This is a genomic window from Kitasatospora sp. NPDC036993 (assembly GCF_055607525.1).
Genome location: NZ_JBVJRP010000008.1, coordinates 270,930 through 291,877 on the forward strand (window position 1 = coordinate 270,930; position 20,948 = coordinate 291,877).

The 20,948-nt window shown below is 74.2% G+C and carries 14 protein-coding genes and 1 pseudogene; 4 read left to right on the forward strand and 11 right to left on the reverse strand.

Going from position 1 to position 20,948, the window contains the following annotated elements:
- Positions 1-83 precede the first annotated feature (83 nt).
- The 4 genes from ACZ7C5_RS19365 to ACZ7C5_RS19380 all read right to left on the reverse strand — a co-directional run bounded on the left by ACZ7C5_RS19365 (position 84) and on the right by ACZ7C5_RS19380 (position 3,774).
- Positions 84-1,328, reverse strand: coding sequence for a styrene monooxygenase/indole monooxygenase family protein (locus ACZ7C5_RS19365; RefSeq protein ID WP_470323063.1), 1,245 nt, complete (start codon positions 1,326-1,328; stop codon positions 84-86).
- A 192-nt stretch (positions 1,329-1,520) separates the two neighbouring features.
- On the reverse strand, positions 1,521-1,976 hold the full coding sequence (locus tag ACZ7C5_RS19370; RefSeq protein ID WP_470323064.1) for a DUF8189 domain-containing protein: 456 nt from the start codon (positions 1,974-1,976) through the stop codon (positions 1,521-1,523).
- A gap of 284 nt (positions 1,977-2,260) precedes the next feature.
- On the reverse strand, positions 2,261-3,010 hold the full coding sequence (locus tag ACZ7C5_RS19375; RefSeq protein WP_401086482.1) for a thioesterase II family protein: 750 nt from the start codon (positions 3,008-3,010) through the stop codon (positions 2,261-2,263).
- 83 nt (positions 3,011-3,093) lie between these two features.
- Positions 3,094-3,774, reverse strand: a complete 681-nt coding sequence (locus ACZ7C5_RS19380; RefSeq protein ID WP_470323065.1) for an AAA family ATPase — start codon at positions 3,772-3,774, stop codon at positions 3,094-3,096.
- Positions 3,775-3,953: 179 nt separating this feature from the next.
- Between ACZ7C5_RS19380 and ACZ7C5_RS19385 the strand changes: the two genes are divergently transcribed.
- Together ACZ7C5_RS19385 and ACZ7C5_RS19390 are read left to right on the forward strand one after the other, a co-directional pair.
- Entirely contained in the window at positions 3,954-5,501 is a 1,548-nt protein-coding gene (locus ACZ7C5_RS19385; RefSeq protein ID WP_470323066.1) for an AMP-binding protein, read from the forward strand.
- Between the two features lie 166 nt (positions 5,502-5,667).
- A complete protein-coding gene (locus ACZ7C5_RS19390; protein ID WP_401086491.1) occupies positions 5,668-5,850 on the forward strand; it encodes a hypothetical protein in 183 nt (60 codons plus the stop codon).
- A gap of 85 nt (positions 5,851-5,935) precedes the next feature.
- Here ACZ7C5_RS19390 and ACZ7C5_RS19395 read toward each other — a convergent pair whose 3' ends face one another.
- The 3 genes from ACZ7C5_RS19395 to ACZ7C5_RS19405 all read right to left on the reverse strand — a co-directional run bounded on the left by ACZ7C5_RS19395 (position 5,936) and on the right by ACZ7C5_RS19405 (position 13,270).
- Positions 5,936-6,922, reverse strand: coding sequence for an ABC transporter ATP-binding protein (locus tag ACZ7C5_RS19395; protein ID WP_401086494.1), 987 nt, complete (start codon positions 6,920-6,922; stop codon positions 5,936-5,938).
- Between the two features lie 142 nt (positions 6,923-7,064).
- On the reverse strand, positions 7,065-9,902 hold the full coding sequence (locus ACZ7C5_RS19400; RefSeq protein ID WP_470323067.1) for an ABC transporter permease family protein: 2,838 nt from the start codon (positions 9,900-9,902) through the stop codon (positions 7,065-7,067).
- A complete protein-coding gene (locus ACZ7C5_RS19405) occupies positions 9,899-13,270 on the reverse strand; it encodes an ABC transporter permease (protein WP_470323068.1) in 3,372 nt (1,123 codons plus the stop codon). The genes ACZ7C5_RS19400 and ACZ7C5_RS19405 overlap by 4 nt, the downstream gene beginning before the upstream one ends.
- Positions 13,271-13,689: 419 nt before the next feature.
- Here ACZ7C5_RS19405 and ACZ7C5_RS19410 point away from each other — a divergent pair, with 419 nt between their 5' ends.
- A complete protein-coding gene (locus ACZ7C5_RS19410; protein ID WP_401086502.1) occupies positions 13,690-14,421 on the forward strand; it encodes an ABC transporter ATP-binding protein in 732 nt (243 codons plus the stop codon).
- A gap of 147 nt (positions 14,422-14,568) precedes the next feature.
- On the opposite strand, the gene ACZ7C5_RS19415 is transcribed toward ACZ7C5_RS19410, so the two are convergent.
- From ACZ7C5_RS19415 to ACZ7C5_RS19430, 4 genes are all read right to left on the reverse strand, one after another.
- Complete coding sequence (locus ACZ7C5_RS19415) at positions 14,569-16,191, reverse strand: FAD-binding oxidoreductase (protein WP_470323069.1); 1,623 nt, start codon at positions 16,189-16,191, stop codon at positions 14,569-14,571.
- A 357-nt stretch (positions 16,192-16,548) separates the two neighbouring features.
- Entirely contained in the window at positions 16,549-18,168 is a 1,620-nt protein-coding gene (locus tag ACZ7C5_RS19420) for an alpha/beta hydrolase (protein WP_470323070.1), read from the reverse strand.
- A 258-nt stretch (positions 18,169-18,426) separates the two neighbouring features.
- A complete protein-coding gene (locus ACZ7C5_RS19425; RefSeq protein ID WP_470323071.1) occupies positions 18,427-18,672 on the reverse strand; it encodes a hypothetical protein in 246 nt (81 codons plus the stop codon).
- Positions 18,673-18,790: 118 nt separating this feature from the next.
- The gene (locus ACZ7C5_RS19430) at positions 18,791-19,417 is read right to left on the reverse strand and encodes a TetR/AcrR family transcriptional regulator (protein WP_470323072.1); all 627 of its coding nucleotides are present in this window, start codon (positions 19,415-19,417) and stop codon (positions 18,791-18,793) included.
- Between the two features lie 190 nt (positions 19,418-19,607).
- Between ACZ7C5_RS19430 and ACZ7C5_RS19435 the strand changes: the two are divergent.
- Positions 19,608-20,897, forward strand: a pseudogene (locus ACZ7C5_RS19435) (FAD-dependent monooxygenase).
- The last annotated feature ends 51 nt before the right edge of the window (positions 20,898-20,948 follow it).

Genomic DNA, 20,948 nt, shown 5'->3' on the forward strand with positions numbered 1-20,948 from the left:
GGCCCTCGATCTCACCGTGCGGACGCTAGGGACAACGCGACCGCTGGTCCCGAAGCCTGCCGGAGGATCCGCGGCGCGGGACGCTAGTTCCGGTTCCCGAGGGAGGCCAGGTAGGCGGCGGTCAGCTCCGGGGTGGCCAGCCAGGCCGCGTGGTCGCTCGGCTCGGCGTAGGTGTTGGCGAGCCGGCGGCCGACCTCCGGGTGCTCGGCGGCGGCCGCGAACACGCCTTGGAGGTGGTCCGGCACGGTCAGCATGGCGGCCATGAACTCCACGCTGTGGCGGGCCTGTTGCTGCCAGAACCGTTCGGCGGTGCGGCACATCCAGTCGGCCGTGAAGGGGGCGTCGCCGTGCTCGACGATCGCCCGGCGGTAGGCCTCGGCCGCCCGGGCCGCGTTGTTGGCGCCCTGCCCGGTGATCGGGTCGGTGACCACCACCGCGTCACCGAGGCCCAGCACGTGGACGGCGTCCACGCCGGAGCCCAGCTCCGCCACCGGGTGCCGGACCACCGGGGTGACGGCACCGGACAGCCCGGCCCCGGCGTCCGTCGGCTCGGCCGACGTCCACAGCTCCGCCTCCCAGGGCAGGTACTCGGCCAACAGCTCCCGGATCCTGGCCAGGTGGACGTCCGGCGGCGGGGCGTCGCCGAACGCGTCCAGCGGGCCGCCGGGCAGTGCCTCCCAGAGCAGGATGTCGCAGGGCCCCGAGAGGGTGAGCGCCGGTTGCAGGTACAGCTCACCGAGGCCGGGCAGGGCGTTCATCCGGGCCTGCGGCCCGGTGGCCGGATCGGGCGAGGCGACGCCGTGCGCGTACAGGCAGGACAGCGACCGCTGCGGCCGGTCGAAGGGCGAGCGGGCGGCGTCGCGGGCGAAGACCCCGGACAGTGCGCCACGCCCGGCCGCGACCACGGTCAGCTCGTGCCGGCGGGCCAGCTCGTGCAGCCCTTCGCGGTCCAGGGCGCGGTACTCGATCTCGCCACCGCGCTCGGCCAGCAGCTCCAGCCAGCCGGCCAGCTTGAGCCGCTGGTCCACCGACTGGGCGGGCTCGTCCAGCGTCATGGTGTACTCCAGCGCCCGTACGCCCGGGGGCGCCGCCAGCACCGCCGCCACCGAGGAGACGGCCGGTGCCCGGTCCGCCCAGAGGTCCAGCCCGGCCGCCGCCTCGATCCGCAGCGCCGGGCCGAACATCGCCTGGGTGGAGAGCACCCGGCCGCCGCGCAGCTGCTCCGGGGTGCGCTCGGCGACCAGCGTCACCCGGCACCCGTCCGCCACCAGCCCGAGCGCGAGCTGGAGGCCCGCCTGGCCCGCTCCGACGACGGCGATCCGGCGCACATGTCCTCCTGGGGTTCCGCTGACTGTCCGTCAACCAGGCACAGTAGTCGAGCGGCCACGCTCCGGTCACCGGTGCGGACACATCCGTTCGACGGACGGCCGGGTGGTCGCCGGCCCCATCGGGACCGAAGCGGCACGCCGCCCCGCCGGCGACCTCGAGAACGAGTGACCGCCCGGCCACCCGGCGCCTTCTCAGTCGACGCGACGCCAGTTGATCCATGAGCCGTTGTCGTTGCGGGTGATCTCGTACAGGTGGCCGTCAGCCCAGCGGGCGCGGAAGTCCAGGGTGCCGGAGCCGTCGACGTACAGCCGGATCTCGCTCGTGAGGTTGCCACCGAACGAGACCCAGTCGCTGAGGACGCCCGACGGGCTGATCCACCGCACCCACATGGCGTTGTCGGTCCCGACCGCGAAGACGTGGTCGACGCCGTTGACGGTGTAGTAGAGAGGGTCGCCCAGGGCGCCGCCGCACTTGACCGGGCCGCCGGCCACGTCGAGGGACCTCACCTCGATCTTGGTGGTGCTGCAGTGGACCCGGGGGAACTTCGCGGGGACGGCCTGGGCCTCCGTCGCGGTGGCGACCGCGCCGCCCAGCGTCGCGCTCAGGAGCGCCGTCGCGACGGCGGCGGCCTTCTTGATCCTCATCATCCGTGTCTCCTCCGTGGTGGTGGTCAAGCGCTACTGACCATTCGACGCGCTGTCGTCCCCACCAGGTTCAGTCCCGTCCGCAAGTCCGTCCGCCCCCCCCCCGCCGGGCACGGCGGCCGAGGCTGCGGGTCCCGGCCGTCGGCCACCCGCACCCGCTCGCGCAGGGCATCGTGAACGGCTCGCACGAACACGTGCACAGGGTGGTGGTCTTCGCGGTCGAGGCGCCCGCGAAGACCATCACCCGAAAGTCACCCCACGCGGTTGATCGATTGCCCGACACTCCCTCAGCCGCGCAGGTGCGCGGTGAGCACCCGCACCACGGCCTCGGTCTCGTCGGCCAGGTAGAAGTGCCCGCCGGGGAAGACCCGCAGGTCGAAGGCACCGGTGGTGTGCCCCTCCCACCGGGAGACCTGCTCGATGGTGGCGTTCGGGTCGTCGTCCCCCGCCAGGGCGGTGATCGGCAGCGACACGGTCGCGTCCGGGGCGCAGCGGTAGGTCTCGATGGCCGTGTAGTCGGCCCGCAGGCTCGGCAGGATCATGTCGCGCAGCTCGGGGAAGGCGAGGATCTGCTCGTCGGTGCCGCCGAGTTCGATCACCTTGGCGAGCAGTTCCCCGTCCGGCAGCCGGTGCATCCGGCTCTCCCGGGGCACCGAGGGCGCGCGGACGGCCGAGACGAACAGCCGGTCGGGCCCCCGGACGCCGTCGCGCTCGAAGCACCGGGCCGTCTCGAAGGCGACGGCGGCGCCCATGCTGTGCCCGAAGAAGGCGAGCGGCAGGTCCGTCCAGTCCCGCAGTTCCCGGTAGAGCTGCTCGGCGAGCCCGGTCACCGAGTCGATCGTCGGCTCGCCGATCCGGTTCTGCCGGCCCGGGTACTGGACGGCGAGCACGTCGGCGTGCGGCGCCAGGGCGTTGGAGTACTCCAGGTAGTAGCTGGCCGAGCCGCCGGCGTGCGGGAAGATCACGACCCGGGCGGGCGCGGAGTCGGACGGGTTGAACCGGCGGAACCACGGATTGTCGACGGCGGCGCTGGGCATGCGGGGTGTGACCTCTCTCCGTGGCGGACTCTGCTGGCCCCAGTCTGGCAGTGCCGGGAGTGGCCGCGGGGGCGTTCCGGCGATCATGGCCCTTGGTCGGCCGGTTTCCGCCGGTGCCCGCCCGGCTCGGCCCGGCCCGCCGGCCCGAAGCGCACCGTCGTCGCGCGGGAGCGGGAGACGGCGTCGAGCAGCAGCACCGAGGAGGCCTCCGGCGTCGGCATCGGCCCGCCGGAGCGCACGTGCCGGGTGAAGGCGGCCAACAGGCGCTCCAGGCCGCGGCGGTGGCGGGCGAAGACCCGGGTGGAGGCGTGCCGGCCGCGCGCCCGCTGCCCGTCCAGCGCGGTGGCGGCGCCAACGTCCAGCAGCACCAGGTGCAGTTCCCGGCCCCGGCGTCCCGCCTCCCTGGCGAGCCAGCGCCGCATCCAGGCGCGGCTGCCGCAGTCGTGCACCAGCAGCGGACCGCCGCCGCGCACCGAGGCGCGCAGCAGCCGGAAGTGCTCCAGCCGGGCCCACGGCCGGTACACGGCGTACGGCAGGGCCGCGGGCATCACGGCTTCGCAGGCCTCGTGCGCCGTCCGCGGGTCCACGGCCCTGACGGCCGCCCCGGACCAGCGCCGCAGCAGCGTGCTCTTCCCGGCTCCCGGCAGCCCCGACACGACCACGACGGCGTCGGCCGGGTAGGCGGTGACGAACCCCGCCCCGGCCTCGCCCCGCAGGTCGACCACGCCGCTCGGCACCACGACCGCATCCACCACGCTGCCCACCAGCCCGAGCCTCCGTTCACTTCCGCCCGGGAACCCTAACAACAGCGTCCGACGGTCCGCCCGCCCCGGCCGCGCCCGGGCCCCGGCCCAGCGGTGCCCGGGTGGCCCGGATCGACCGCGGGGCATTGGTGGGGCCGGGGATCCACTACGCTGACGGACCGTCAGACAGGAGGCGGGCCATGGCGGAGACGGGTCCGACGTACACCGGGCTGATCCTGGACGGGCTGGCGCGCGATCCCGGCCGGGTGGCGATCCGGTTCGGGGGCGGCACGTGGACCGGGCAGCGGTGCCTGGACCTGGTCCACCGCACCGCCCGGGCGCTGGAGCGGGCCGGGCTCGGGCGCGGGGACGGGGTGACGGTGCTGGCCGGGAACCGGCCGGAGGCGCTGCTGGTGCGGCTGGCCGCGAACCAGCTGGGCTGCCGGGTGGCGCTGCCGTTCCCGGACGGGCCGGTCGCGGAGCAGGTGGCGCTGGCGGCGTTCGCCGGGACCTCCGCACTGGTCTACGACCCGCTCCGGTGCGCGGCAGCCGCCGACGGGATCGCCCGGGCCGTGCCCTCGGCCGCCCTGTTCTCCCTGGGCCCGTCGCCGCTCGGGCCCGGGGCGGACCTCCTGGACCTCGCCGCCGACTGCTCCCCGGCCCCGCTCGAACCCCGGTACCGGCCGGAGGACGTGATGGCGGTGCGGTTCACCGGCGGGACCACCGGGCGCCCGAAGGGGGTGCTGCGCCGCTTCGCCCGGCCGCCGCGCCCGCCGCTGCTGTCCGGCTCGGTCTTCCTGCTCTGCACCCCGCTCTGCCACGGCGGCGGCACCACGGCCGACCTGGCGCTGGCGGCCGGCGGCACGGTGGTGCTGCACGACGGGTTCGACGCCGGGGCCGTCCTGGCGGCGGTGGAGCGGCACCGGGTGTCCCGGATGTACCTGCCGCCGCACCTGCTCTACCGGCTGCTGGACCACCCGCTGCTGCCCTCGACCGACACCGGCAGCCTGCGCCGGGTCGGCTACACCGGCTGCGCGCCCTCGCCACGGCGGCTGGCCGAGGCGACCCGGCGGCTGGGCCGGGTGCTGCACCAGACCTACAGCCTGACGGAGTGCGGGCCGGTCGCCCGGCTGAGCCCGGACGAGCACCTGGCCCCGAGGCTGCTGACCACCGCCGGCCGCCCGTACCCGGACACCGGTCTGCGGGTCGTGGACGAGGACGGCGCCGAGCTGCCGCCGGGGACGACCGGGGAGATCCGCGTCCGCACGCCGACCGCGATGGCCGGCTACTGGCGCAACCCGGAGCTGACCGAACGGGTGCTCAGGGACGGCTGGCTGCACACCGGCGACCTGGGCAGCGTGGACGCGGCCGGCTATCTGACGGTGGCCGGGCGCCGGGACCCGATGGCCGTCGTCGAGGGGCACAATGTGTTCCCCCGCGAGATCGAAGAGCCGCTGCGCGGCCACCCCGAGGTGCGTGAGGCGGTGATGTTCACGACCGCCGACCCGGACCGGCTGGAACGGGTGCACGCCGCGGTCGCCCTCGTCCCCGGCTCCCGGCTGACGGCCGGACAGCTGCACCGCTGGGGCCGCGAGCACGGCCTCGGGCGCCGCGCCCCGGACACCCTCCTGCTGCTTCCCGCGATCCCGCTGAACGGCCTCGGCAAGCCGGACCTCGACGCCCTGCGGGCCCGGCTGGACGACGGGATCGGACGGGCCGCCACCGCAGGGGCGCGCGAAGAGGTGTGACGCGCCCCACGAGTGCTTCGAGCGCCCACGCGGGCGACCTCTCGTGCGCCACCCGGCGGGAAGAACCGTCCGTGGGCACTCGATCGTGCGGCCCGATCTGCCGATACATCCACGGCGGCGATGTGCACGCCGGTGCGGGCCGCACCGTCCCCCAGGAGGCACTCCCTTGACCTGGCTTCGCGTCCTGACCGCACTGGGCATCCTCGCCGTGGCGGCCAGTGCCCTGATCGTCTTCGCCCTCTGCACCGCCACCTCCCGCGGCGAGCGCGCCGCGGAGGAGGCACCGCCCGACCTCCGCACCGACGCGGAGGGCAGCGGCCTCTTCCAGCGGATGGGCGGCGACAGCTGACCACGCCGGCGGCGGGCGCCGGCTCCCGGTGTCCGGGAGGCGACGGCCGCCTCCCGGACACCGGTCCACCGTCGGAGCGCTCCGGTCAGTGCCCGGCGATGTCGTCCGGCCGGACCTCGATGTGGTCGGCCGCGAGGTCGACCGCCACCCGGTGCTCCATGCCGAGCGACTCCAGGAACTTCACCGGCAGCTGCACCCGGCCGCCGCGGTCCAGCATCACGTACTCGCGCTCGTTCACCGACTCCTCGCCGTGCTCGTCCGTCACCGTGCGGCGCAGCACCTCGCTGGCGGTCCGCCCGTCCCGGATGGCGACCGTGCGGCGGACCTCGCCCGCGACCATCGGGTCGTGGGTGACGATCACGACGGTGGCGCCCAGCTCGCGGTTGACGGTGCGGAAGGACTCGAAGATGATCCCGGCCGTCTCCGAGTCCAGCTCACCGGTGGGCTCGTCGGCGAGCAGCACCGGCGGGTTGTTGGCCATCGCCACCGCGATCGCCACCCGCTGCTGCTGGCCGCCGGAGAGCTCGTTGGGCTTGCGGTGGGCGAGTTCGCCGATCTCCAGGGCCTCCATCAGCTCGGCCACCCTGGCCGCCTGCTGCCTGGCGCCGCCGGCAACCGAGCGGCGGCCGCGCAGCTGCATCGGCAGGGCGATGTTCTCGGCCGCCGTCAGGAAGGGCAGCAGGTTGCGGGCGGTCTGCTGCCAGATGAAGCCGACCACCTCGCGCCGGTAGCGCAGCCGCTCCTTGACGGACATCTCCAGCAGGTCGCAGCCCGCCACCGTTGCGGTGCCCGCGGTCGGCACGTCCAGCCCGGCGAGGATCGTGAGCAGCGTGGACTTGCCACTGCCCGAGGCCCCGACCAGGGCGACCAGGTCGCCCTGACGGATCGTCAGTTCCAGACCCTGGAGCGCCTGGACCTCCACCCCCTCGGCGCTGAAGATCCGCACCAGCCGGTCGCAGACGATGGCCGCTCCCTCGCCGTACGCCTTGGGCGAAGCGGCGGCGAGGGCCCGCTGCCGGAGCTCCTGGAGGCTGGGGGCCTCGACGACCGTCCGCTCCTGGGGAGTGCTCATCACCGCTCGTCTCCTGTCTCGACTGACTGCTTCATCGCACCGCTCTCCACTGTCCCCGCGGCCCGTGCCGCTCTCACTGCCGGCACCCCGCTCCCGGCCGGTCCCGGCGTGCCCGCCGCTGCACCGGCCGCTGTTCCCGGTCTCATTGCCGCTCCCCCGCCCTCAGTTCGGTGGCGATCTGGCGCCGGCCGGCGACCAGCGTCTCCAGCACCACCCCGAGGCAGACCACCAGGGTCAGGCCGACGGTGGGCAGCAGCACCGGCACCACCGCGGGTGCCAGGGTGTCGCCGACCGGGGCGCCGACCAGCGCCGAGAGGTCGAAGGCGCTCCCGATCAGGGCGACCGCGGCGAGGGCGACGAGCCCACCGCCGACGGCCGCCGCCAGCGTCTGCGGCAGCGCCTCGGCGATGATCAGCGCCAGGCCCTGCCGGGGCCGCAGGCCCATGGTGCGCAGCCGGGCGAGCACGGCCGTGCGGTCCGGTGCGGCCCGCATCAGCGTCAGCAGCACGGCGAGCAGGGCGAACCCGGCGGCGGCGAGGCCCGCGTACCAGAACAGCCGCCCCGCGGCGCGCTGCACCGGGTCGTCGGCGAGTGCGGCGACGGTCTCGCGGCTGCTGTGCACCACGTAGCCGGGGGGCAGGCCCGCGGTGCTCTTGCCCGCCGCCCTGGCCTCGTCGGCGATCAGCTTGGCGAGGCCCGTCGCCTGGTTGCCGGTGCCGATGCCGCGCTCCATCAGCAGGGCGCGGACCTGCGCCGGGTCGACGTCACCGACCGCGAACCACTTGTTCACCTGGTTCGCCCGCTTGAGCTCCGGCAGGTGCTCCGCGGCGGGGCCGGCCGGCACCACGACGAAGGGCTTGCCGGGGTCCGGCAACGCGGGTGTGGCCGCGACGACCCCGGCGACGCTGGTGGTCATCTGGCTGCCGCTGGGCGTGCGCACCTGCGGCGCGCCCGCGCCGAGGTGCTCGGCCAGGTCCCGGCTGAACAGCGCCGGCACCGGGTCGTCCTTGCCGCCCTGCCCCGCCAGCTTGGCCGGGTCGTACCCGCCGACCCCGGCGGTGCGGGAGATCTCCGCGTAGGCGTTCGGCTCGACCACCACCAGGATGGCGTCGGTGGTGCCCCGGTCGGCGCCGATGAAGGTGGACCGCTCCTGGATCCAGGCACCGGTCGCGGCCCGGACGCCGGGCAGTTCGCCGGCCGCCTTGGTGAAGGCCTCCGGCAGGGTCGCGTAGACCGGGATGCCGACGGACACGTCACCGCCGGTGGCGATGCGCGCGGCCCGTGTCCTGGAGTGCTCCACGGTGTCGAGCACGGTGGCGCCGAAGCCGGTGGCCGTGACGGCGATCAGCAGGGCGAGCAGCGGCAGCGCGGAGGGGCGGCGCCGGCCCGAGTCGTCGCGGGCGGCGCGCACCAGACCGAGGAAGCCGATCAGCCCGCGGCCGCGGCCGGCGAGTGCGGCCAGCCAGCCGACCACGAGCGGTTCGATCCTGGCCAGCACCAGGCCGCCGGAGACGGCGAGCAGCAGCGGGGCGGCCACCAGCAGCGGGTCGACGCCGTCGCCGGCGTGGCCGACGCCCCGGCGGCGGACCTCGGCCACCGCCGCGGCGGTCACGGCCAGCACGGAGAGCTCGCCGATCACCCGGCGCCACCCGCCGGCCCGCCGCGGGCGGGCCCACAGCAGGGCGGCCCTGGCCGGGAAGGCCAGGATCGCGAGCAGCGTCACGGTGAGCGCCAGCAGCAGCGGGCCGCTCCACCGCGGGGTGGGCAGCAGCACCAGCGCGAGGGCCGTCCCCAGCACGGCGGCGGGCAGCACGGTGACGGTGCCCTCCCCGAGCAGTCGCAGCAGCACTCCGCTGCGCGAGCCGCCGCGGGCCTGGAGCAGCCGGATCTCGGCGGTGCGCCGGTCCGTGCTGAGCGCCGCGGCCAGGCAGAGCACCACGACCGCGACACCGGCCACACCGGCCGGCCCGACGGCGCCCAGCGGGGCCGCGGCCTGGTAGCGGGCGGTTGCCCTGGCGAGGACGTCCGGCATCTGCGAGGTGACGTGCAGGTCGGCCCGGAGGGTCGTGTCGATCAGGGCGGTCATGCCGGGGCCCGAGGTGTACGAGCCGATGGCCTGGCGGGTCTGGTCGAGCCGGTCGGCGCGCAGGGCGCCGGCGTCGACGGGCAGCCGCCAGAAGTCCTGGCCGCTCGAACCCCAGCGGGCCAGCGCGGGCAGGCTGCCGCCGTCGACGAAGCCGCTGGTCCAGTACCACGCGTCGTCGCCCTTGAGGCCGAGGCAGGCCCGGTCCGGGCAGCCGAGTCCTTCCCAGGACGGGTCCTGGGGATCGTTGACCTCGTAGAGGCCGGTCACGGTGGCGCGCAGCGCGACGGGGCCGTCGGTGCCGCTCTCGATGACGTCACCGATCTTGATCTTGATCGCCTCGGCGGCCTGCCGGCTCAGCACGATCGGCAGCGGACCGTCCGCCGGGGCGGGGCCGGGCCAGGTACCGGCGGTCAGTTTCACCCGGTCGGCGAGGCCGTTCAGGTAGAACAGGCCGAGCCCCGGGGTGGCGTTGTCGGAGAGCCGGGTGAACCCCGGGTTGAACATCTGGCGCCCGGTCTTGACCCGGGTGCCGTGGACCTGGCCCGACCGGCTCAGCGGCAGCTGCCGGCCGATCTGCGCGTCGAGCTTGTGCTGCACGGCTTCGAGGTCGGCGGCGTTGTCGTTGCGGCCCGACTCGGAGGTGATCTCCAGGTTCGTCACGTTGGTGCCCAGGCTGCGTGTGAACTCCTGGAGCGCCGTGTCCGCGCCCCGGTCCGCGATCCGGGGGAAGGCGGCCGCCAGGAACACCGTGACGAGCGCGAGGGCCGCCGTGAGCAGCGCGGCCAGCGGCATCGCGCGAAGCCGGGTGCGGACCCAGGGCGCGGGCCGGTGGGCGCGCGCGGGCACGGGCTCCGGCGTGGGGGTGGGCGCGGTGGCGCCCGCCTTGGTGGTCACATCTCCTCCACGTGGCGCAGCCGGGCGGCCACGTCTCGACGCCGGCGTCCGATCAGGAAGGCCGACAGCAGCGGGACGACGGCGATCGCGGCCGCGAACAGCAGCGCCTGACCGAACGGCAGCTCGATCACCGCCTCGGGCACCGGCCGCTTCGCCGCCGGGGTCAGTACCACGAACGGCACGATCAGCCGGACGAGCAGGGCTCCGAGGACGAGGCCGACGATCCCGCCCAGCCCGACCAGCACCGCGTTCTCGGCGGCGACGGTCCTGGTGACCTGCCTGCGCGGGGCACCCAGGGCGAGCAGCAGGGCGGAGTCCCTGGACCGCTCGTTGGCGGAGCCCGCCACGGCGGCGGCGAAACCGATCGCGGCGAGCACGCCGGTGACGATCGCGATGGCCATCAGCGCGCTCTGCGGGGCGGCGCCGACCGGGTCGCTGAGGAGCCCGTCGACGGCCTCGTCGTAGAGCGCGAGGTCCTGGCTTCCCGGGGCGCCGCGCAGGGCGGCGGCGGCCTCGGCCGGGGCGCGGTCGTCCGGCCCGGCGGCGGGCAGCCACCACTCGGTGCGGGTGGGAAGCGGCCGGTCCTCGGCGGACAGCATCCGGGCGACGCTGCCCAGGTCCATCACCAGGGCCCGTCGGCCGGCCACCGGGACGGCCTCGACCACGCCGGTCACCTTGACCGGGATGACGACCCCGCTGAACGGCACCTGGACGGTGTCCCCGACGGAGGCTCCGACGGCCTTCAGGTAGTCACGGGTGGCGACCCCGCTGACGACGGCGGGAGCGGGCGCCCCGGAGGGGAGCACGACGGCGCGCACCGCGTCGCCGATGCCGAAGGCGGACTGGTAGCGGACCGTGAACAGCGCGTCGGCGGTGGCCGTTTCGGAGGCGAGCGAGGCCACCGGCGAGTTGGAGGTGCCGCGGCGGGAGACCGGGGACTTGAGGGTCCAGCCGGTGCCGGCCGGCGCCGGGACGGCGACGGACGGCCCGTCGGCGGTCTCGGAGACGGCCAGGTTCCGCACGGCCACCTCGCCCTCGCTGCGGTCGCCGAAGGCGACGGTCGCCCCGACGACGGTCAGCGGGACGGCGACCGAGCCCACCGGGGCGTCGACCAGCGCGCCGAGCGAGATCGAGGAACGGACCTGGCCGTTCAGCGGGAGCTCGCTGAACGGGACCTTGTGGACCAGGCCGAAGCGGTCGCGCAGCAGCAGCCGGACCTCCGGGTGGACCGGGCTGCTCCACTTGCTCGCCTGGCTGTCGTCCTGCCTCACCGCGATGTCGGCGTCGATCCGCAGCGGGCGGCCGGGCAGGGGGATGCCGGCGTTCGCCCCGGCGGGCGCGGCGAGCGCGCCGAACACCTCCGCGCTGCTGTGGCCGTCGAGCAGGTCGTCGCGGACCGGGACGCGGTCGGCGAAGGCGGCGGCGTCCACGGCCAGCAGCTGACTGCCGGCGCCGCCCTGCATCGGCTGCTCGTCGCGCACCACCGGCACCAGCCGGTCGCCGCCGGGCAGGCTGCCGTAGCGGCCGCCCTGACCCATCAGGGAGTTGTGCGAGCCGGAGATGCGCAGGCCGCCGGCCGTGGTGAAGGTGGCCTGGTCGCGCTGCGAGGCGGTCCAGGTGGCGTGTTGTCCGAGGGCCAGCACGCCGGTGGCCACGGCCATGACCAGCAGCAGCACGGGGCCGGTGGCGCGGCCGGGCCGGCGGGCCAGCTGCCAGCCGACCATGGCGGGGCCGAGGCCCCGGCCCCTGGCGGCGGCGCGGGCGCCGAACCGGGCGACGAACGGGAGCACCCGCAGCACCACCAGGGTGCCGGCGCACAGGGCGAGCGTCGGGGTGGCGACCAGCAGCAGGTCGACGTCGAGCCGGCCGGAGGCGTCGGGGGACAGCCCGCCGCCGTACTGGTCGAGCTGCTGGTAGGCGAGCGCGGCCAGGGCGAGCACGGCGAGGTCGCCGCCGTTGCGGGCGACTCCGGAGACCACGGCCTGGCGGCGGCCGGTCCGGCGGCGCAGGGCGGCGCCGACGCCGCGCACCGCGCTGGGCACGGTGGCCAGGAGGATGCAGGAGAGGGCGCAGACCACGGCCACCGGCCAGAGCGTCCAGCTGATGCCGGTCTCCAGGTCGACCTGGTGGGCGCTGCCGAGGCCGGCCAGCGCGCGGACCAGGAACGGGGTCAGCAGGGGCGCGAACACGGCTGCGGGCAGGGCCAGCAGCAGCGACTCCAGGGCCGTGAAGGAGCCGAGCCTCAGGGCCGAGGCGCCGCGTGCGGCGAGCATCTCGTTCTCGGACTCCTGCCGGGCGGAGATCAGGTGGACGACCAGCAGCAGGGCCGCCGCGGCGAGCACGGCCAGTTGGAGGGCGCCGATCAGCAGGGTGGACCGGGCGACCACCATGCTGTCGGACAACTCGCGCATGATGTCGGGCAGTTCGGTCTTCGCGCCGAGCGAGGCGGTGTTCCTGAGCTCCTCCGCGAGGCGCTGGGAGCGGTCACCGACGGCCTGGGCGGTGGCCTGGTCGGCGCCGGAGAAGTCGGCGTCCAGCGACCAGCCGAGGCTGCCCTGGAGCAGGCCCCCCGTGGTGAAGGCGCTCCGGTCGACCATCATCGGACCGAAGGTGGTGAAGCCGCCGACCTCGATCTCGTGCCCGCCGACCGGGTCGATCCGCCAGTACGGGGCGGTCGGGTCGACGGCCCGGTAGACGCCGGTGATCCGGACGGTCAGGGACTTGCCGTCGAGCCGGTCGGCGAGCCTGACCTCCGCGGGCAGGGACTGCTCGGTCAGGCCGAGCCGCCGCAGCAGGCTCTGCGGGACGGCCGTCTCCGGGGCGGCGGACTGGACCGGTCCGGTGGGGGCGGCCGGCCAGGCGCCGGCGAGCAGTTGGACCCGCTCCCGGTCGAGGTCGGCGAGGACCGTCAGGTCGAACTGGGCACCGGGGGTCTGGCCGGAGGGGGCCGGGGCCGCCGTTCCGGTCGACGCGGCCGCTCCGGTGGAGGCTGCCGTTCCGGCGGCGCCCGGGGCGTTGCCCGTCGCCGCGCTGCCCGCCGCCGTGTCGGCCGACCCCGGCAGGCCGTAGGAACGGCTCCGCGTCAGGCTGTCGGTGTGCACGGGCAGATCGCCGAAGAGCTTCTGCCGGTAGGCGGCGATCGCCTCCTCGTCCTTCGTCCGCTGGTCGCGTCCGTGCTCGCCGGTCACCGCCACCGTGGTCCGGGCGTGACCTGGCCCTTGGAGCGCCTGCCGCAGGCCGGCTTCACCGACGCTGCTGTTGAAGGCCACCAAGGCGGTCAGCACGGACGTGGTGATCAGCACCGCCAACAGGACGGCGGCAGCCAGCGGCACTCGCCCGCGCAGTCGGCGCACGACGAAGCCGAGCATCAAGTTCCTCCCCCGGATTCACATCCCCGGTTGCATCCCGGGGCTTCGCTCATCGATCCGGTCCGAGCACAGATCTGCTACAGACGGACACATCGCGAGCACACCGGTGCATTGATCACCGGCAATCGGTCGCCGGATAGCGGACGATGCTGTCAGATTCGATCGAGGAACGGAAGGGACTTGCGCGAATCAAGTATGCGGTGAGCAAATTCCATCATTGGTAGCATCCACGGCCGGGGATGACCCCACTTGAATGCCATGCACACTTCACAACCCCGGCTTCGGTCCGCTCCTTTGGCGCGGGGCACGACTTCTCGGATTCACCGTCCGGGAACGTGAACCACCGGAGCGGCCATATCCGTAGAACCGAAGGGACCCGGATCCTCACCGGGTCACCACGCCCACAGGGGGGACGCCGCATGACGCAGCATCAGGCCGCCACCGCCGACCCGACCACCAGGCCGATGGTGGCCGTGACCGACCTCCGCCGGAGTTTCGGCACCGGCGAGCGGGCCGTACACGCCCTGCGCGGCGTCTCGTTCACCGTCGGCCGCGGCGAACTCGCCGCGCTCAAGGGCCGGTCCGGCTCCGGCAAGACCACCCTGCTCAACCTGGTCGGCGGCCTGGACACGCCGACCGGCGGCAGCATCGCCCTGGACGGCGTCGACCTCGCCGGGCTGGACGAGGACGGCCGGCTCGCCCTTCGGCGGGAGCGGATCGGCTTCGTCTTCCAGTCCTTCGGGCTGATCCCGATGCTCACCGCCGCCGAGAACGTCGGCGTTCCCATGCGGCTGCGCAAGGCCCCGGCCGCCGAGCGCGAGGAGCGCGCGCACACCCTGCTCGCCCTGGTCGGCCTGGCCGACCACGCCAACCAGCGCCCCGGCGAGCTCTCCGGCGGCCAGCAGCAGCGCGTCGCCATCGCCCGGGCGCTGGCCAACGAGCCCAGCCTGATCATCGCCGACGAGCCGACCGGTCAGCTGGACTCGGAGACCGGCCGCTCGATCATGGAGCTGCTGCGTGCGGTGGTGCGCAGCGAAGGCGTCACCGTGCTGGTCGCCACCCACGACCCGACGCTGATGGGGCTCGCCGACCGGGTGATCGAGGTCCGGGACGGACGGATCCTCGACGAGGTCGCCGAGCAGGCCGCGTAGCGGAGCGGGCCGCCGGACCGGGCCGGGCTGAGCCGGGTCACGGGTGTGGGGATGCGGGGTGCGTCCCCACACCCGCCGACCTGGACGGCCGAGCGGCCCCGGGCCGGGCGCGGGCGCTCAGCCCGGGCAGGGCGTCGGCGCCCGGCCTCAGGCCTTCGCGGGGATGATCGACTGGGCGTGGTGGAACACCTCCTCCCCGTCCCAGTGGGCCTTGGTGCGCTGCAACCGCGGGTAGTTGCCCTTGTAGTAGAGGCGCGGGTAGGCCGGGTCCGGCTGGTTCGCGGTGCCCAGGTCGGTGTCCGGGTAGTTGACGTACGCGCCGTCCGTCGCGGTGTCGACCTCCGGGACTCCGCCCGTGTCCCGGTAGACGTCCCGGTACAGCCCGCCGAGGTAGGCCAGGTGCTCGTCGTCCTCGCCCGGGTCGGTCCAGTACGTCTGGTACTGGAGCTTCATGATCGAGTCGCGCTGGGGGACGGCCGTCTCCTCGGGCCGGCGGGTGTTGATCCGGCAGCCGTAGGAGTCGACCTGGACCAGCGTGTCAGTGAGGTCGACCCCCTCGACGTCCCGCACCAGCCAGTCCCAGAAGGCGGCGATCTGCGCCGGACTGAACGGCTCCCGGTGGTAGGCCGACTTGTACTTGCCGCGCTGGTTGTCCCCCGAGGGGTTGAGCGTCATGGTGGCCTGGAACCACGGCATCTGGCGGCGCTTGTCCGGGTAGGGCAGGAACAGCCCGCCGGCCGCCCGGGTCTGCACCGCCGCGGGCGTCGTCATCCCGCGCTCGACGGCCGCCACGAAGGCGTCGAGCGGGGCCGGGTCCTCGCCGTCCCACTGACTGAACAGGACGACGTTCCCGTTGGAGTGGTGGGTGAGCTTGAGGATGGCGAACAGCCCCTGGTACACCTGCTCCTGCGGGCCGCTGTGCTCGGCCATGAAGGCACCGAAGTTCCGCACCAGCGTCTCGAAGTCGGCGGGGCGCTCCAGCAGTTCGGCCCAGGGCCAGGCCACGCTGCTCAGCCAGACCCGGGGCGGCGGCTGGGGCACGTCCGACGCGAAGTGGTACCGCAGCACCACCCCGAAGTTCCCGCCACCGCCGCCGGTGTGCGCCCAGAAGAGGTCCCGCTCGGGCGAGCCCTCCGCGTCCTCGCGGTGCGCCCTCGTCACCACGGCCGTGCCGCCCCGGACGGTGACCACGTCGACCTGGACGAGGTGGTCCACGGTGAGCCCGTGTCGCCGGGACAACAGGCCATACCCGCCGCCGCAGACGTGGCCGCCGGCCCCGACCGAGTAACAGGACCCGGCGGGCAGGGTGACGGCGTACTCCCGGAACAGCGTGGTGTAGACGTCCCAGTTGGTCGCGCCGCCCTCGACGCCGTACGTGGGCCGGCCGAACTTGTCCGTCGAGGCGGCGACGCCCCGCATCGTGCCGAGGTCGAGGATGACGCCCCGGTCGTTGTCGACGAATCCCTCGTAGCAGTGTCCGCCGCCGCGGACCGTCGGCCGCAGCCCGTGGTCCAGCGCGCGGTTCAGCTCGGCGACCGCGTCCGCCTCGTTGCCCACCAGCCGGATGTACGCGGGGCTGCTGGTCCATCGCTGGTTGAAGCCCTGACTGAGGGTCCGGTATCGGGGATCGTCCGGCAGGACCGAGCGCCCCTCCGGCAGCTCCCGGCGCGCGCCCTCGGCCGCCGCCTCGCCCGTGGACCCGACGGTGATCCCGGCGGCCGCCGCACCGGCACCGCCCAGGAATCCCCTCCGGGAGAATTCGCACTGCATGACCCGTCCCCACTTTCCCGAGTCCGAGAGAAGCCGGCGGGCCGCACGCTAACACGGAAATCAAGCCGCGGGAATCGCTTAATGAATAGTGTGACAGTACGTCATTTCCGGTGATTCATCCCGTCCATGACCTCGGACGCCCCGGCGAAGGCCCATTGTCAGTGGCCTGGGCTATGGTCGCCGACAACGCGCCGACGACGCGCCGGAATCCGTCCCACGGGAGGTTCGATGACGATCTTCTGCCGCATTGTCCCGGCCTTCCGGGAACTGGCCAGAAAAGCACGGTCGTGGTGGCCGGCAGCACCGCCGACCACCACGACCGTCACCTCGTCCCCAGGGCCACCGGGGGCAGTTCCGTCAGACCGCCGGGAAGATCTCCGCGTCCGGCTTCAGCAGCTGGCCGGGCTTCGGCGCGGTGCCGTCCACCAGGTAGCGGGTGACCAGATCGTTCAGCGCCTTGCTGCGGCCGACGGCGCAGTGCTCGATCGAGTCGACGCTGACCAGCACGGCGTTGCTCAGCTGCTCCTGCATCCGCTGGGCGAACTTGTACTGGGTGGCCGGGTCGTAGAGGTTGCCGATCACCATCACGGTGTTGGAGGTCTTCTTGTTCCACGGGCCGGAGAAGCGCTCGGCGTCCCTGGCCGGGGCCGGCCAGCTCGCGCAGGCGGGCGCGTCGAAGGCCTGGTAGCGGCCGAAGGTCGGCGACTCCTTCTCCCAGGTCTTGGCGGCGTTCGCGAACACCCGGTCGTTGGACGGGTACGGCTTGTCCTGGCAGTTGACGGCCATGTACGAGTCGTCCGCGGTGTACTCGGAGTCGACCGGGGCCTCCCGCAGCGCCGCCCGCGGGACGTTCACCGAGAGCAGGTTGGCGTCCTCGTCGGAGACGTTCGCCTGCGGGGCCAGCAGGGCGGCCGCGTTCGGCTTCTGGAGCACCTGGTAGGCCGCCTGGAGCGACTTGGCCAGCGGAGCCAGCTTGGCCTGCGAGTACAGGGCGCTGGCCACCTCGCCGGTGAAGGTGCTCAGGGTCACCTGGGAGCCGTTCGGCAGCGTGATCGGGCTGGTCCGCAGGTGGTCGCGGAGCTGGTCGAACTTGGCCCGGGTGTCACCCTCTCCGAAGGCGCAGCGCGGGGCGCCGGCTGCCTGGCAGCGCTTCAGGAACTCGTCCAGGGCCAGCTCGAAGCCGCCCGCCCGCTGGCGGTCGTACTCCATGCCGTTGTGCAGGCGCAGGTTGGGATCGACGTTGCCGTCGACGATGATCGCGCGGACCTTGTTCGGGTACATGTTGGCGTACGTCGAACCGATCAGGGTGCCGTAGGAGAACCCGGCGAAGGTGAGCTGGGAGTCGCCGACGGCGCGGCGCATCCGGTCGAGGTCGCGCACCACGTTGATGGTCGACATGTGCTCGATCAGCGGGCCGGCGTTCTTGCTGCACGCGTCGGTGTAGTCCTGGTCCGCGTCCAGCGTCTCGTTGATCTCGGCCTTGGTGACCGGCACGCCGACCATGCGGTTGTTGACGGCGTCCGCGTCTTCCTGGGTCTTGAAGCACTTGAGCGGGTTGCTCCGGGCCACGCCGCGCGGGTCGAAGCCGACCAGGTCGAACTTGGACTGCACCTCGGCGCCGAAGCGGGACGTCGTCGCCCACAGGTAGCCGCTGCCGCCAGGCCCGCCGGGGTTGAGGAACAGCGAGCCGATCCGCTTCGACGGGTCGCTCGCGCGCCGCCGCATCATGGCGATGCCGACCGTCTCGCCCGACGGGTTGTCGTAGTCCAGCGGCACGGGGTAGACGGCGCAGTCGTAGATGCCGGGGTCCGGCTTGCTCGGGTCGGGGTTGCACGGCGTCCAGGCGACGGGTGCGACCTTCGCCTCGGCCAGACCGGGGGCCTGGTCGAAGGGCGCCGCCGACGCGGCGACGGCGGTACCGGTGACAAGTGCGAGAGCGCAGGTGACCGCTCCGGCCAACGTGGATATGCGGGACAAGGAACCTCCTCCGTACTGAAATGGCGGCCCCAGCCTGTCAGCCGGAGATCTCCGTGTGAAGACCTGGGAGCAGCGGAAATCCTTCGCCCGATGTTCGGGAACAGCGCGGAACATTCTGTGAATGAACCGACTTGACGGTTCATTGACCTGATGCCCTGTCACTCGAAGCCGTCAATCGGCCGCCGGCCATCCGGTTCGGCCGGGCCGACCGGGCCGACCGGGCCGCTCCGAGGTGGTGGCCGGTCCTTCGGAGAACCGTCACCTGTGATCGCGCGCGAAGGCCGGGATCTCTTCGCGGGTCGGGGAGTTCGGCAGGGGCGCGGGCGCGTCCCGGAGGAATGCGGTGATCACGACTGCGGCCCGGTCGTCGTTGTCGTCGAGGCCGTTCCCCATGTGGTGCCCGACGCCGGGCATGTACTGCGTGCGCTGGATGGCGGGGTCGGCTTCGAGGACGGCGGTCGCCCATTGACGGACCTGGGAGGAGCACTCGGCGATCATCGGCATCGCGGGGGTCCGGAGCGTCCCAGTCGCGGCGCCAGGGAGGACGAGTCCCTGACGGTCTGCCGGAGGTGGAGGCCGGCGGCGCGCCCCTACCGGGAGCGGAACACCCTCGAACGCCCGCTCACCGCGGCCCGTACGGCTCCTGACTCGCCGACGCTCCCCGCAGGGCGGCCGCCACCAGCCCCTCGATCTCGTCCGCCCCCGGCTCGCCGCCACTCACCAGGTGATCAAAGACCAGGCCGTCGACGCAGGCCAGCAGGGTGGCCGTCCGCCGGTCGGGGTCCGGCACGCCCTGCTCGGCGAGGAACGCCCGGACCGCGGCGCGGCCCGCGTTGTCCCGCGGGACGAGGATCTCGCGCAGCTCGGGATCGCGCACGCTCTCCACCGCGCAGGCGTACCGGGCGAGCGAGCGCCGCCGCCCGTCCCCGGCCAGCCGTCGGCGCACCAACTCACCGATGCCGTGCACCAGTTCCGTAGCCGAGCGGACCGGCATCCGCTCCCCCATGGCGTGCAGCTCGCCCTGGTCCAGCTCCACCAGCCGCCGCACCAGCGCGGTGAGCAGCGCCTGCCTGGTCCGCAGGTAGGCCGAGGTGGTTCCGACCGGCAGCCCGGCCGCCGCGTCGACCGCCCGGTGCGTCAGCCCTCGCACGCCCAGGTCCGCCAGCACCCCGATCGCGGCGTCCGCCAGCACCGTCCGCCGGTCCGGACAGCCCGCCTCGTCCCGCTTCTGGTCCTCGTTTCGCCGCATCCCCCCTTTCTACCCGCACCGCCGCTCCCCCTGTGCACCCCCTCGTGGCGGACCGGCCCGGCAGCGACTGCCCTTGCCGTTCAGCCGTCGGCGCGCCCGCTCACCCACCCCCGCCCGTCGCCCGGAGGCCCGTAGTACGCTCCTTCTACAGCTGTAGAAAGCAGTGCCGCGAGACGGAAGGGGGCCGGGCATGAGCAGCAACAGCGCGGTGGTGGTCGGTGGCGGGATCGGCGGGCTGGCGGCCGCGATCGGGCTCCGGCTGGCGGGGTGGAACGTGACCGTGATCGAACGGGCGGCCACCCTGGACGATGCCGGCGCCGCCATCTCGCTGGCCGCCAACGGGATGCGGGCACTCGCCGCCCTGGGGGTCGGCGAGGCGGTCGAGAGGGCCACGCGCCGCCAGTACACCGGCGGGACCAGCACGCCCGACGGCCGCCGGCTCGCCGCGATGGACGGGGCGGCACTGGAGCGCGAGCTGGGCGCCCCGATCGTCGGCATCCCCCGCGCGGCCCTGCACCGTGTCCTGCGCGAGGCACTGCCGGCCGAGTCCCTCGTCATCGGCGCCGAGGCGACGGAGGTGGACACCAGCCGACCCTTCAGGGTCGGCGTCGGCTACGAAGCCGCCGCCCGGGAGACCGGCCATCCGGCGGCCGACCGTCCGGAGGCCGCGCCTTTGAAGGCCGGCCGCCTGGAGCCCGGCCATCCGGAGCCCGGCCGCCTGGAGGCCGATCTCCTGGTGGCCGCCGACGGGATCAACAGCCGCATCCGGCGCCGGCTCTTCCCCGCCCACCCCGGGCCGGCCTACAGCGGCTCGACGGTGCTGCGGGCGATCACCGCGCACCCGGTCGACGGACTGGAGGCCGACTTCGAGCTCACCTGGGGCCACGGCACCGAGTTCGGCCACATCGCCTTCCCGGACGGCACCGCCTAGTGGCACGCGGTCCTGAACGCCCCGGCCGGGGTCCGCTACCGGGACCCGCTGGCCGAGGTCCGCCGCCGCTTCGCGCGCTGGCACGAGCCGATCCCCTCGCTGCTGGCCGCGACCCGGCCGGGGGCGGTGCTGCACCACGACGTCAACGAGCTGGCCACCCCGCTGCCGTCCTACGTCTCCGGCCGGATCGCACTGCTCGGCGACGCGGCGCACGCCATGACGCCCCACCTCGGCCAGGGCGCCTGCCAGGCCCTGGAGGACGCGGTGACACTGGCGGCGACGCTCGCCGAGGCGCGGACGGTCGAGGGTGCGCTCGCCCGCTACGACGCGGTCCGCCGCCCGCGCAGCCAGACCGTGGCCCGCGACGCACGCAGGGCCGGCCGGATGGGCCAGCAGCTCGCCCACCCGCTGGCGGTCGGCCTGCGCAACGCCGCGATCCGGCTCACCCCGCCCGGCGCGATGGTCCGGACCGTCCTGCGGCACGCCGACTGGACACCGCCCCGGATCGCTCCCCGGGCCGCGCGGACAGGTGCCCCCGACCCGGCATGACGAGCGGGCCGGACGCCCCTGCGCGCGACGAACCAGGAACGACGAACCAGG

Coding starts and splice junctions, on each gene's coding strand:
- ACZ7C5_RS19375 (WP_401086482.1), bottom strand. CDS start 3,010: ATGCCCAGCGCCGCCGTCGACAATCCGTGGTTCCGCCGGTTCAACCCG.
- ACZ7C5_RS19370 (WP_470323064.1), bottom strand. CDS start 1,976: ATGATGAGGATCAAGAAGGCCGCCGCCGTCGCGACGGCGCTCCTGAGC.
- ACZ7C5_RS19425 (WP_470323071.1), bottom strand. CDS start 18,672: ATGCCGATGATCGCCGAGTGCTCCTCCCAGGTCCGTCAATGGGCGACC.
- ACZ7C5_RS19405 (WP_470323068.1), bottom strand. CDS start 13,270: ATGCTCGGCTTCGTCGTGCGCCGACTGCGCGGGCGAGTGCCGCTGGCT.
- ACZ7C5_RS19385 (WP_470323066.1), top strand. CDS start 3,954: ATGGCGGAGACGGGTCCGACGTACACCGGGCTGATCCTGGACGGGCTG.
- ACZ7C5_RS19415 (WP_470323069.1), bottom strand. CDS start 16,191: ATGCAGTGCGAATTCTCCCGGAGGGGATTCCTGGGCGGTGCCGGTGCG.
- ACZ7C5_RS19430 (WP_470323072.1), bottom strand. CDS start 19,417: ATGCGGCGAAACGAGGACCAGAAGCGGGACGAGGCGGGCTGTCCGGAC.
- ACZ7C5_RS19410 (WP_401086502.1), top strand. CDS start 13,690: ATGACGCAGCATCAGGCCGCCACCGCCGACCCGACCACCAGGCCGATG.
- ACZ7C5_RS19395 (WP_401086494.1), bottom strand. CDS start 6,922: ATGAGCACTCCCCAGGAGCGGACGGTCGTCGAGGCCCCCAGCCTCCAG.